Genomic DNA, 12623 nt, shown 5'->3' on the forward strand with positions numbered 1-12623 from the left:
CCGACCCGATGACCGCCACCCCCGGACCCACCAAGCTCATCGAGGTCGCCCTTCCGCTCGACGTGATCAACCGCGAAGCGGCACGCGAGAAGTCGATCCGCCACGGCCATCCCTCGACCCTCCACCTGTGGTGGGCGCGTCGGCCTCTCGCCGCATGCCGCGCTGTTCTCTTCGCCCAGCTCGTCGACGACCCGTCGGCACATCCGGATCAGTTCCCGACGCCCGAAGCGCAAGAGGTTGAGCGGGAGCGGTTGTTCGACATCATCCGTCGCCTCGTTCCGTGGGAGGCCTCCAACGACGAGAAGGTGCTCGAGGAAGCCCGTGCCGAGATCCGTCGCTGCTATCCGGACGGCCCACCGGCGATTGTCGACCCGTTCTGCGGTGGTGGCTCGATCCCCCTCGAAGCCCAACGCCTCGGCCTCGAAGCGCACGCGAGCGACCTCAACCCGGTCGCAGTCCTGATCACGAAAGCGCTCATCGAACTGCCCCCGAAGTTCGCCGGCCGGCCACCGGTCCATCCGGACGACGGCCGCGAGTTGAAGGGCACGCGTACCTGGTCAGGCGCACAGGGTCTAGCTGAGGACGTTCGCTGGTACGGCCGTTGGATGCGTGATGAGGCCGAGCGACGAATCGGCCATCTCTACCCCAAGGCCACGCTGCCGGATGGCACGAAGGCGACCGTCATCGCCTGGATCTGGGCCCGTACTGTCACCTGCCCCAACCCTGCCTGCCGCGCGACCATGCCGCTAGTCCGCTCGTTCTGGCTCGGCAAGAAGAAGGGCAAGGAGGCCTGGGTCATAGCCATTCCCGAGCTTGAAACCAAGCGTGTCCGGTTCGCGATCGGCCACGGCGAGAGCGGGCCACCCGTCGACGGCACCGTCGGCCGTACTGGCGCAACCTGCCTCGTATGCGCGAGTCCGGTCCCGCGTCAGCATCTCTGGGACGAAGGTCGCGCCGGTCGCATCGGGGCGCAGCTGATGGCGATCGTGGCCGAGGGCAATCGGCAGCGCACATACCTGCCCCCCAGCGCCGAGCATGAGACAGCGGCAGAGGTGCCCCGGCCCGAGGACGTGCCCGACACCGAGATGCCGAACAATCCACGTTGGTTCTCGCCGCCGATGTACGGCATGACGCACCATGCCGACCTCTTCACCAACCGTCAGCTCACTGCCTTGTACACGTTAAGCGAGATCGTCACCGAAGCCCGCGACGAGGTCATCACCGACTCCGGCGGCGACGTCGACTACGCCGATGCCGTTGCGACGTATCTGGGGTTGGCATTCAGCCGGACTGCAGATCTCAACAACACCATCGTGACGTGGTCGTCCAGTCGCGACCAGGCTCGCAATCTGTTCGCGAGACAGGCCATACCCATGGCGTGGGATTTCACCGAGGTCTACCCGTTCTCGGAGTCGGCAGGAGATCTTGGCATCAGCGTCGAATCCGCGGCGCGAGCGATCGCCAGCCTCCCGATTGGACTGGGGAAGGTGCAGAATCTGGATGCGCGGTCTCGCAGTTTCGATGGACTGGTTGTCGCCACCGATCCTCCCTACTACGACAACATCGGTTACGCGGACCTGTCGGACTTCTTCTACGTTTGGCTTCGGCGTGCACTTCGCAAGTCACATCCGGAGCTTCTAGGCACGATGCTCACGCCCAAGTCGAGTGAGCTGATCGCATCGCCCTACCGCTTCGATGGCAGCAAGGAGAGAGCTGACCAGCATTTCGAGGCCGGCTTTCGGACGGTCTTCCGGCACGCCGCAGAGCAGGGAAGGCCGGACACGCCGACAACGATCTTCTATGCCTTCAAGCAGAGCGAGTCCGACGACGACGTCAGTTCGAAGATTCTTGTCTCGACTGGCTGGGAGAAGTTTCTCCAGGGACTTGTCGACAATGGACTCGTCGTGACCGGCACCTGGCCGATGCGAACTGAGCGGGAGGTTCGCAGTGTCGGCATCGGTACCAACGCGCTCGCTTCGTCAATCCTCCTCGTGTGCCGCTCGCGGCCGGTGAGCGCGGGCGTAACGGATCGTCGTGGCTTCCTTCAGTCATTGAAGGCTCGGCTGGGCCATGATCTTCGCGTGCTCCAGTCAGGCGGTGTTGCTCCTGTCGACCTCGCTCAAGCGGCGATTGGCCCCGGCATGGCGGTGTTCTCCTCGTACGCAAAGGTGGTGGAGCCGACCGGTGAATCGATGACAGTTCGCACGGCATTGGCGCTCATCAATCAGGTCTTGGATGAGGTGTCGGCCGAGCAAGAGGGTGAATTCGATGAGGACACTCGATGGGCGATCGCCTGGTACTCGGAGTACGGCCATGACGATGGTCCGTACGGCCGTGCGGACGATCTTGCACGCGCAAAGAACGTAAGCGTCGACGGTTTGGTGCGTGCTGGCATTGTGAAGTCGGGCGCGGGCAAGGTCCGGCTGCTCAACCGCGATGAGCTCGACCCAGCGTGGGATCCGTCGTCTGACATTCGGGTGACGGTGTGGGAGGTGTGCCAACACCTGATCCGTCGTCTCGACGACGGAGCCGAGTCGGCGGGCGAGCTGCTGGTGCGTGTCGGCGGCCTGGGCGACGCCGCGCGGGACTTGGCGTACCGCCTGTTCCAGATCGCTGAGTCGAAGAAGTGGGCGAAAGAGGCCGGGCCGTACAACGCGCTCGCGGCGGAGTGGCTGGAGCTGACACGGGTCGCGTCGGCGGGACCGGCGGGACAGGGGACACTGCTATGAGAGAGGCGGACTGATGGCGGCAAGCAACCGGGAACGAGTTGGACGGGCGCTCGAGCTGCTCGGCCCTGCAATGGCGATCTGGGTCGACCGAAAGATGTCCCGCAAGTCGCCGGCCGGCGGCAACTGGAAGGCGGCCTACGCGGGACAGAACCTCGACTCCGATCCGTCGGCGCTGATCACGGTGGTGTTCGACAGCTACCAGGACGTCTTCAAGGCAGAGATCGGGTCGAAGGGTCGCAGCCTGCTCGACCTCGTTCGCGCCGCGCGCAACGACTTCGCTCACAATCAGTCGTTCAGCGTGGATGCCGCGTACAAGGCGTTGGATCGGATCGAGGAGTTCCTCGTGCTGATCGACGCCCCGGAGGCGACGGAGGTCGGCACAGCCAAGACCGAGCTGATGCGTGCCCGGCTGGAGGCGGAGACGAAGAAGGTGACACCGAAGGCAGAGTCGTTGTTCGGTGAGCCTGTGGCGGGGCTGCAGCCGTGGCGCGAGGTTGTGCAGCCACATGACGACGTCGCCAGGGGGAAGTACAACGTCGCCGAGTTCGCCGCGAACCTGTACCAGGTGGCGGCGGGCAAGGGGCTGGCCGAGTACACCGACCCTGTCGAGTTCTACCGCCGCACCTATCTGACGGCGGGTCTCCGCCAGATGCTCACTCAGGCGGCGCAGCGGTTGACGGGCCAGGGCGGCGCACCGGTGGTGGATCTGCAGACCAACTTCGGCGGCGGCAAGACGCACTCGTTAATCGCGCTCTACCACCTGTGCTCAGGGTTGAAGGTGACGGAGTTCCCGCAGGAGCTCCAGGAATTGCTCGCCGGGGCCGGAGTGACGGAGCTCCCGTCGGTGCAGCGGGCGGTGCTGGTCGGTACCGAGCTGTCGCCGGGGCAGCCGGAGACCAAGCCAGATGGCACGGTCGTCAACACGTTGTGGGGTGAGATCGCCTGGCAGCTCGGTGGCGAGGCAGCGTTCGAACTCGTCGCCGAGGCCGACCGGACCGGCACGAACCCCGGCAAGGCGATGCAGGACGTGTTCACGCTGTGCGGTCCATGCCTGGTGCTCATCGACGAATGGGTCGCCTACGCGCGCCAGCTGTTCGAAACCCAGGAGCTGCTCCCCGGTGGCTTGTTCGAGACGCAGTTCTCGTTCGCCCAGACCCTCGCGGACGCAGTGATCGCAGTGCCCGGCACCTTGCTGGTCATCTCGCTGCCCGTGTCCGATGACCCTGCCCGACCCGGAGTGACGCCGATCGGGTCCGAGGCCGAGGTCGGCGGTTACGCCGGCCAGGAGTCGGCGCGTCGGCTGGGCAATGTGATCGGGCGGACCGAGGCGGCGTGGCGACCGGCTTCGGCGGAGGAGAGCTTCGAGATCGTGCGTCGACGGCTGTTCCAGCCGTTGGCGACGGACGGGGTGAAGTTCCGTGACGCCACCGCTCGCACGTTCGGGGAGATGTACCGGACGCAGTCGGCGGAGTTCCCGGCCGAGGTGCGTGAACCGGGCTACGTCGAGCGGATCAAGGCCGCGTACCCGATCCACCCGGAGCTGTTCGCTCGTCTGTACGAGGACTGGTCGACGCTCGAGGGCTTCCAGCGCACCCGCGGCGTGTTGCGTCTCATGGCCGCGGTGATCTCGGCGCTGTGGACGGCGGGGGACCAGTCGCCGTTGATCCTGCCCGCGAACGTGCCCCTCGACGATCCGGCGGTGCAGACCGAGCTGATCCGCAACCTCGATCATGCGTGGCAGCCGATCCTCGACACCGACATCGATGGTGCATCCTCGGTACCACGCAAGGTCGACACCGACTTCCCGAACCTTGGCCGCTACGGCGCTGCTCGACGAGCAGCACGGGCGGTGTTCCTGGCGACTGCGCCGAAGGGTTCGTCGTCGGCCAACCGCGGTGTCGAGCTACAGCGCGTCAAGCTCGCCTGCACGCTGCCCGGAGAGGCGGTCGCCACCTATGGCGACGCGCTCAACCGGCTCACCGACCGCTCGTCGTTCCTGTACGTCGAGGGTGCTCGGTACTGGTACGGGACACAAGCTTCCGTGGCACGACGGGCACGTGATCTGGTCGATCAGCTCCTTTCGACCCGGCTGGACGAGGTACACGTCCACATCCGTGACGGCCTCGAACCGGCACGGCGCGACCGCGGCGACTTCGTCGCTGTCCATGTCTGCCCCGCCTCACCGGCGGAGGTGCCCGACGATCCCGAATGCCGGCTCGTCGTGCTGCCACCGACTGCGCCGCACGCCAACCGGGACTCCGCATCTGCGGCGATGACGGCGGCGAAGACGCTGCTCGAGCAGCGCGGCAGTGGCGATCGCCAGTTCCGCAACATGCTCGTGTTCCTCGCCCCGGACGTGAAGCGCCTCGACGAGCTCGAGCGCGGCGTTGCCGAGCTGCTCGCCTGGAGCGACATCCACGGGCGCTGGGAGGATCTCGGCCTCGACGCTTTCCAGCGGAACCAGGCAGACCAGAAGAAGCGCGACGCCGAACGCGCTGTCGAGCTGCGGCTCGGCGAGACGTACCACTGGCTCCTCGTGCCTCATCAGCCTGAGCCCACCGGACCGATCGAATGGGAAGCGATCAAGGCCGACGGCCAAGGTGGGCTTGCGGTGCGGGCTGCTCGGAAGCTGGTGAACGCGGGCTCGCTCGGCCTCGCCTACTCACCCGAGCTCCTCCGCGGTCTGCTCTCGCCCGGTGGGACGCTTGCCTCGCTCTGGAAGGACGGTCACGTCCAGGCCAACACGCTCTGGGACGTGTTCGCCCGCTATCCCTATCTGCCTCGTCTTCAACGCATCGACGTACTCCTCGACACGGTCGCGCGCGGGCCGGCGTCGCTCACGTGGGAACAGCACGGGTTCGCAGTCGCTGAGGCACGTGACTCCAACGGTCGGTACGCCGGACTCGTGACCGGCGCGGAGCCCGTGCCCGTCGTCGGCACATCGTTGGTCGTCCAGCCCGAGCTGGCGAGGGCGCAGATCGACGGACAACGACCGCCGCCCACTGTTCAGCCTGGCGGTACCGACTCGACGCCGGGCGGAACAGACCCGCTTCCACCTCAGCCGCCCGACGTACCGGACACTGCCTTCCGCCGCTTCTACGCGGTGGCCAGGCTCGATCCCGAGCGCTACCAACGAGACTTCGGCAAGATCGCGAGTGAGATCATCACCAACCTCGCGGCGCAGCTCGGCACCGACGTCGAAGTCACTGTCGAGATCCACGCCCGCAACGAAGACGGCTTCATCGACAGCGTCATTCGGACAGTCAGCGAGAACGCTCGAACGCTGAAGGTTGACTCGCATGGTTTCGAGCGCGATTGAGTTCGCGAACGCTGCCCTATTCGTAGGTGCCAGCGGCCTGTGTCAGATCTCTGCTCGGCCGTTCAGGGTCCGGACGTTCTAGGGAACGCACGATGACACCAGCGGTCCAACCCAAGGCGACTCTCGCTCGCTACCACAGGTTCGAGGGCGCGCTGCGCGGGTTCGAAGCGCAACCGCAGCGCGTGCTACTTGCAGCACGGGCGAAGGCAACCGAAATCCGCCGGGCGGCTGCGATCGAGCAGATGAACGCAGTGCCGGTATCCCGTCTGAAGGAGACGACAAAGGGCCTTCGGCTGGAGCCGATCGAGCGCGCCGGCTTCACCACCGTCGGCGCGATCGCCTTCGCCGATGCATCCCGGCTCACGTCGATCCCTGGCGTCGGCGACGAGACGGCGCGTCGAGTCATCGCTGCGGCACGCCAGGTTCTCGCGGTTACCGAAGAGACAACCGTCATCCGATTCAACGTTGACCACCGTGCGACCGCGCAGACCGAACTGTTGGCTCTCCTTCGTGCGTACGACACTTGTCGGCGAGCCGCCGACGACGCCGGGCCGGCGATTCAGCGAGTGCGCGATGCGGTTGGGTGGCTTCCGCAGGCGGCGCAGCCTGCGACGAAGTCCTGGGCAGGTCGGCTGTTCCTGAGCCCCAACACCAAGAGCGCCGCGTTGGACGCCGTGACCCGGCTGGACGCGCTCCTCAGCCATCACGACGCGCGCAGCCTTGACCAACTGATGGCAGTCACGGCAGCCGCAGTCGGTGGGACTCGACCGTCGGCCGAGGTCTGGCGGGACTACGAGGCGAATGCCGCACAACTGCTCGGCGTGCTCGCCGAAGTCACCGGCACACACGATGACCCGGCGACCCGTGGCTTCCTCCCAGCCGAGATCGTGGAGAAGGTCGAAGCCATGACTCTTGACCTATCTCTGCTCAAGGCCAGCCTGCGCGGGTACCAGGCGTTCGGAGCGAAGTATGCGCTGGTGCAACGCCGGACGATCCTCGGCGACGAGATGGGCCTCGGCAAGACCGTCGAAGCGCTAGCTGCGCTGTGCCATCTCCGCGCCGGGGGAGAAGACACCGCGCTTGTGGTCTGCCCGGCGGGCGTCGTGTCGAACTGGAGAAGCGAGGCGCATCGCCATACCAAGCTCTCCACGCACGTCATACACGGTCCAGATCGCAGCTCGGGCCAGCGGATGTGGCAACGACACGGTGGCGTCGCGATCACCACCTTCGACGGGCTGCGCCGACTTGACCCGTCCGACCTCCCCGCCGAACGCAAGTTGGCAATGCTGATCGTTGACGAAGCCCACTACGTCAAGAACCCCGCTGCCCTCCGCTCCCGCGCTGTCGCGCAGTGGGGAGCGGTCACCGAACGAGTGCTGTTCCTCACGGGCACACCGATGGAGAACTGCGTCACGGAGTTCCAGGCGCTCGTCCGCCAACTTCAGCCGGACGTGGCGGAGCGGATCACGGCTACCACAGCACTCGCCGGACCATTGGCATTCCAAGCAGCGGTGGCGCCTGCCTACCTTCGCCGCAACCAACTCGATGTGCTCGCCGAACTTCCCGACTTGATCCAATCACTCGACTGGTCGGACAGCACCACCGAGGATGCCGTCGCGTACCGCAGCGCAGTCGCATCGGGCTCGTTCATGTCCATGAGGCGCGCCGCATACGCCAGCGTCGACGCCGAGCAGCTCTACTCCCTCTCCGACATCGACAGCTCAGCGAAGCTCGCCCGCCTTGTCGACATCGCCGAGGAGGCCGCGGCAGAGGGTCTGAAGCTCCTCGTCTTCTCGTACTTCCGTGACGTGCTCGACACGGTCGCGCGAGCGCTCTCGCTAGCGCTGCCAGGCGCCGTGTTCGGGCCGCTCAACGGAAGCGTCTCGCCGCCGGAGCGACAGCGAATGGTCGACGACCTCACTCATTACGACGGTGGCGCCGCGCTCGTCGCCCAGATCGAAGCTGGAGGCGTGGGGCTCAACATCCAGGCGGCGTCTGTGGTCGTGCTCTGTGAACCCCAGTGGAAGCCGACCGTCGAGGCGCAAGCCATCGCCCGCTGCCATCGGATGGGACAGGTGCGACGCGTGCAGGTCCACCGCCTGCTGCTCGAGGAGACGGTCGATCAGCGAATGCTGGAGGTGTTGGCCGGCAAGCAAGACCTCATCGAGCAGTACGTCCGCGACAGCGCGATCAAGGACGCCAGCTACACCGCCATCGACGTGTCCGATCTCGCCGACGTCGAACGCGTCGTGGACGAAGCCTACGCCGAAGCCGCGATCCTCGAATGGGAGCGCCGCCGCCTTGGCCTCAGTACGACGCCAGCCCCCAGCCCATTGCCTCCACCTTCGAGCCCACCCAGCCCATGGCCTCCACCTTCGGGCCAACCACCCGGCCCATGCCCTCCACCTTCGAGCCCACCCAGCGCGTGACGTTGCCGGAAGCCGCCCACGAGCGTGTCTCGGGTCGACATTGTGTCGTCGAGCGCGAGGTTGTGGTGCATGCTCGAGGAGTGGGGATAGCCATCGGGCACGCGTTGCCGTTGCAGTCAGAGAACCGATGGTCCGACATGCTGGCTGTTCTCATCGCCACCGACCCGGCGCCGATGTTGGCCGCACTCGCGCTCGAGGTGGATCCAACGCTCGTGTCAGTTCGGCGCGAAGTGAAGGCAAGCATTACCGATCGACATGACATCGTGCTAGAGGTCGATGGTCACGCGGCGGCCGTCATCGAGGTGAAGGTACTCAGCGGGCTCGGTGGGCGACAGCTTGCTCGCTATGAGGAGTCGGCCCCGACCGTTGACATCTTCGCGATCGTGTTCCCACAGAGTCTGGTCGTTGACACTGCTGACCGGCCACGGTGGCGCACGGTCACCTGGGAGGCACTTCTCACGGGTTATGCGCAATCAGCGAGTCTGTGGGTCGCTGATACCGCACGAGCATGGCTGAATCACATCGAAGCCCAGCTTCCCGCGGTTGGCGCAGCGACGGTGTGGAATCAGCTTCGTGACGGCGAGGGCTTCGTGAACGCGATGAGAGCTCGAGTCTCGTGGGTCTACTCGAACCTGACGGTCGGTCCGCCTTTGCGCAAGCTGCTGGTCTCGTCGAGCGCTGGTGCGAGTTCAGTGGTCGGATTGCGAGTCGACGCGCCAGTCGATGGTTACGTACTCCAGGCGGAAATGGAGGAACGGATGGGAGTGCGGTCCATCCCGAAGTATGCGTCTTCCGACCGTCCACCGATCGGTCCGTCGGCGTGGGTTGGCCTTCTTCAACGTGGGGTGTCTACGTCAGCGGATTTCGACTGGAGCTACCTGGCGCAGCTATGGAGGGAGGCGATGTCGGTTGCCAGATCTGACTGGGTGACCAATCCGGCGCGGCCGCGTGGGGTGGACAGGGACCTTCACGCGGCAATGGTGGCCTTGGGCGGACCTCGCTACCTGGGTGTGGGCTTTGGTGACGCTCAGACGAAAATCACCGGTGAATGCATGTTTGGTGCCCGAATCCAATTGCCGGGCACCATCACACTCAGCTCTGTCGCCCACGAACTCGAGGAACTCGGCGCTCTTCTTCTGAAGATGCGCGACGTCGATCCGCGCAAGTCTTCCGGGTGATTCCTGACGCGGACGCGACTCGCTCAGTCGGTCAGTGCGGGCTCAGCGATCCTCGGCCACCCGTCGCCTCCAGAAGGCCCGGCCCTCCACGTCGTCAGCGCGCTCGAAGCCGTTCCGCTCCGCGATGGCGAGCGACGGCGCGTTGTCGTGGTGGATCAGCAGCGTCGCCACGCTGTAGTCGGTGTCGTCCTCGAGGTGGGCGAGCATGAGGCGGACCGCTCGGGTCGCGTAGCGGCGGCCGCGGTACGCCGGGAAGACGTGATAGCCGATGTTCACCTCCTCGGGCGCCAGCCACCACCGGTCATCGTCGCGATCGTGATCGACCCAGCCGACCACCGATCCGTCGACGACGATGCAGAACTCGGGGTTCGGGACGGCGGATCCCTCACCGATGAAGCGGCGGAACGCCGTGTCACGACCGGCGATGATCAACGGGGCGTCTTCGGGCGTTGACGGCCGCAATGTCACTACGCCGTCGGTCAGAGGTCCGTGGTCCACTGCGCGAGTCTGCCGGCCGCGAGACGATCGACCCGGTGAGGACGTGGTGCATACGCAGAGGCGAACATCCTGCGCGGAGATGGCGCCAGCCTCGCCGCCGACTCACTCGTACGCCTCGCCGCCTCGCCCGACTCCTCTGACGCCGTGACCCTGGTTCAGGGTCGCCCCGTCCGACAACGTCGGCTATGTCGACGACATCGTTGGCTACTTTGTCGCGGGTCATCCTCATCATCGTCAGAGCGCCGCAGCGCTGACCAGATCGACGGTCGCCATCGACATGCACGACGATCAGAAGCGAGATCCGCTCGCGGCGACGACCTGGCATCACGGTCTGGTTGCCCGCTGGTGGGCCAACTTCAACCTCGACGGACCCGAGATCGAGTTCTTCCGAACCTTCGTCGTATCCCGTCAGCCGACGCTCGACGTCGGGTGCGGGAGTGGGCGGCTGCTCGTGCCGTGGGCTGCCGAAGGCCTCGATGTCGACGGAGTCGATGCGTCGGCCGACATGATCGAGGCCTGCCGGGTCGCTGCCCGGGCCGCGGGATGCGAGCCCGTCCTATACGTGCAGCCGACCCATCGTCTCGATCTGCCTCGCCGGTATCGCTCGATTGTCAACTGTGGGGCGTTCGGGCTCGGTGGCACCCGCGCCGACGACGCGGAGGGCCTGCGACGTCTTCGCGCCCACCTGCAGCCCGGCGGCCTGCTCGTCCTCGACTACGAGGTCGTCGAGTTCGACGACGATCGGTGGCGACGGTGGCGACCGCGGCCGGTCGATGACACGCCTCCACTGAGCAATGCCCGACGACTCGGACCCGATGGGTTCTCCTACGCGCTGCGTCACCGGATCACTGCCGTCGATGTGGTCGAGGGTTCGGTGACCCGCGAACTGCAGGCGTGGCAGTGGCAGGGAGATGAGCTCATGGCGCATGAGACCCATGCCCTCGTCGCGAATGTGTACTCATCGAGCGGGATCGTGACGCTGCTCGGCATGGTCGGCTTCACCGATGTGCGTGTGCTCGGCGGCTACCACGGCGGCGCACCGACCGCGCTTGACCGGTTCCACGTCTTCGTCGCGACTGCCCCAGCCTGAGAGCGCACGATCGCACCATTCACCCAGGCCCGTCGTGAGGCCGGCGGCCCTACTTCGATCCGGGGCGGGCTGCATCGACGGGATTGGCGACGTGGAAGCCCGTTGAACTCGCTATTTCGCACAGGCGACGATCGGCGCTACTTAACACGTCGGCACCGACGAGGTGCGCCGCCGCGAGATGCACGGCGTCGTAGCCGCGCAAGCTGTGTGTCGTGGCCAGATCGCCGGCCAGTCGCATCAGATCTTCGTCGACCTCGACCACGGACAACTGCGACCACAGCACCTCCAGACCCGCTACTGCGCTGCGCAACACAGCGGCGGTGATCCGACGCTGTCGTCGTGCAGCAGCGAGCGCGGCACGAGCCTCGACGTGCGCAACCCTGACCGTGACGAGGACGTCGGGCTCGTCCCAGATCGCAGCGGCCTCCGGTGTGCCGACCTCGTCGATGAGCAACTTGATGAGCGTGGACGTGTCGATGTAGGTGATCACTGGCGTTGCTCGGCCACCAATTCGCTGACCGAGCCAGATGCACGCAGGGGCACCGGACGCTGGCGCACTCTCGACGTCGGCGGTCGAACCAGACCGGCCTCGATCAACGCCGCGAGCTTGTCTGTCGGCTTTTCGGCGATGCCGTTGAGTCGGGCGATGGGTCGACCGCGGTCGGTCACGACGACTTCGATGCCTGCCTCGACCTGATCGAGGTAGCGACTGAGGTTGTTCTTGAGATCGCGAACCCCGACCTCGATCCGTGTTGATGTAGCTACCTTCATGTCGGCGAGTGTAGCTACGTGCCGCAGCGTGGTCAGCGGTGGGTGCGAATCAACCCTGCGCGGTCGAGGGTGGAGGCCTTTCCTGCCGCAGTCATCGGTCCGGTAGCGCGGCCGCTGCGACGAGCCCGGCCTTGACGATCAAGGTCGCCGGGATGATCTCGAAAGTGTTGCCTTCCAGTTCGACGGTCCGACATGGGCTGGTGCCGCAGACCGAGCAACACGCACTCGCGCCTGACGTCGCGCCGATCCACTCCTCCAGCGGCTTGCCTGCGATGAGAATCCGATTCGACTCGCCGGGAGCGGCGTCGAAGGCCGCTCGGTCGATCTCGAACGTTTCCAGTGACGGCTGGATCCCCAATGGACGCAGCACCTCGGAGAGAAGCATGACTGCGCGTGCCACTTCGTCGGCGGTTCCTGCGCAGCGAGGGCATGTCGTGCCGTCGCTGACCAGCCGCTGCCACTCGATCGGCAGCAGGCGGCCAGCCGCGTCATCCCGACTTGCGTCACTGCAACCTGGTTCGCATCCGCATCCGCATTCGGCCGGCTCGGCATCGGCCGGCTCGACATCCTGGCAGTCTGTCGCGCGCATGACATGAGCATGCGCGCCTG

The 12623-nt window shown here is 66.0% G+C and carries 9 protein-coding genes; 5 read left to right on the forward strand and 4 right to left on the reverse strand.

The genetic code is table 11. The features are described from left to right. Nucleotides 1-8 precede the first annotated feature (8 nt). The 4 genes from IPM43_12500 (at nucleotide 9) to IPM43_12515 (ending at nucleotide 9655) form a co-directional block, all read left to right on the forward strand. Entirely contained in the window at nucleotides 9-2729 is a 2721-nt protein-coding gene (locus IPM43_12500) for a DUF1156 domain-containing protein (GenBank protein QQS24219.1), read from the forward strand. Between the two features lie 13 nt (nucleotides 2730-2742). Then, nucleotides 2743-6048, forward strand: a complete 3306-nt coding sequence (locus IPM43_12505) for a DUF499 domain-containing protein (protein QQS24220.1) — start codon at nucleotides 2743-2745, stop codon at nucleotides 6046-6048. Between the two features lie 92 nt (nucleotides 6049-6140). Then, nucleotides 6141-8477: an ATP-dependent helicase gene (locus IPM43_12510; protein ID QQS24221.1), complete on the forward strand. Its 2337-nt coding sequence runs from the start codon at nucleotides 6141-6143 to the stop codon at nucleotides 8475-8477. Further along, nucleotides 8444-9655, forward strand: a complete 1212-nt coding sequence (locus tag IPM43_12515; GenBank protein ID QQS24222.1) for a hypothetical protein — start codon at nucleotides 8444-8446, stop codon at nucleotides 9653-9655. Before IPM43_12510 ends, IPM43_12515 begins: the two co-directional genes overlap by 34 nt. 42 nt (nucleotides 9656-9697) lie before the next feature. Here the strand turns inward: IPM43_12515 and IPM43_12520 are convergent, their stop codons facing one another. Further along, nucleotides 9698-10153 carry a GNAT family N-acetyltransferase gene (locus tag IPM43_12520; protein QQS24223.1) on the reverse strand — a complete coding sequence of 152 codons (456 nt, stop codon included), beginning with the start codon at nucleotides 10151-10153 and terminating at the stop codon, nucleotides 9698-9700. Between the two features lie 277 nt (nucleotides 10154-10430). On the opposite strand from IPM43_12520, the gene IPM43_12525 reads away from it, so the two are divergent. After that, the gene (locus IPM43_12525; protein QQS24224.1) at nucleotides 10431-11243 is read left to right on the forward strand and encodes a class I SAM-dependent methyltransferase; all 813 of its coding nucleotides are present in this window, start codon (nucleotides 10431-10433) and stop codon (nucleotides 11241-11243) included. A gap of 49 nt (nucleotides 11244-11292) precedes the next feature. Here the strand turns inward: IPM43_12525 and IPM43_12530 are convergent, their stop codons facing one another. The 3 genes from IPM43_12530 to IPM43_12540 form a co-directional block, all read right to left on the reverse strand. Beyond that, on the reverse strand, nucleotides 11293-11733 hold the full coding sequence (locus IPM43_12530) for a type II toxin-antitoxin system VapC family toxin (GenBank protein ID QQS24225.1): 441 nt from the start codon (nucleotides 11731-11733) through the stop codon (nucleotides 11293-11295). Next, a complete protein-coding gene (locus tag IPM43_12535; protein QQS24226.1) occupies nucleotides 11730-12014 on the reverse strand; it encodes a type II toxin-antitoxin system prevent-host-death family antitoxin in 285 nt (94 codons plus the stop codon). The genes IPM43_12530 and IPM43_12535 overlap by 4 nt, the downstream gene beginning before the upstream one ends. A 91-nt stretch (nucleotides 12015-12105) precedes the next feature. Continuing rightward, nucleotides 12106-12603: a DUF2703 domain-containing protein gene (locus tag IPM43_12540; GenBank protein ID QQS24227.1), complete on the reverse strand. Its 498-nt coding sequence runs from the start codon at nucleotides 12601-12603 to the stop codon at nucleotides 12106-12108. Nucleotides 12604-12623: the final 20 nt, after the last annotated feature.

The organism is Actinomycetota bacterium (genome assembly GCA_016700055.1).
GTDB lineage: Bacteria > Actinomycetota > Acidimicrobiia > Acidimicrobiales > Ilumatobacteraceae > Kalu-18.

Bases quoted from the DNA above. Each gene is read 5' to 3' on its own strand.
- IPM43_12500 (QQS24219.1), top strand. From the start codon at position 9: ATGACCGCCACCCCCGGACCCACCAAGCTCATCGAGGTCGCCCTTCCG.
- IPM43_12505 (QQS24220.1), top strand. From the start codon at position 2,743: ATGGCGGCAAGCAACCGGGAACGAGTTGGACGGGCGCTCGAGCTGCTC.
- IPM43_12510 (QQS24221.1), top strand. From the start codon at position 6,141: ATGACACCAGCGGTCCAACCCAAGGCGACTCTCGCTCGCTACCACAGG.
- IPM43_12515 (QQS24222.1), top strand. From the start codon at position 8,444: ATGCCCTCCACCTTCGAGCCCACCCAGCGCGTGACGTTGCCGGAAGCC.
- IPM43_12525 (QQS24224.1), top strand. From the start codon at position 10,431: ATGCACGACGATCAGAAGCGAGATCCGCTCGCGGCGACGACCTGGCAT.
- IPM43_12535 (QQS24226.1), bottom strand. From the start codon at position 12,014: ATGAAGGTAGCTACATCAACACGGATCGAGGTCGGGGTTCGCGATCTC.
- IPM43_12540 (QQS24227.1), bottom strand. From the start codon at position 12,603: ATGCGCGCGACAGACTGCCAGGATGTCGAGCCGGCCGATGCCGAGCCG.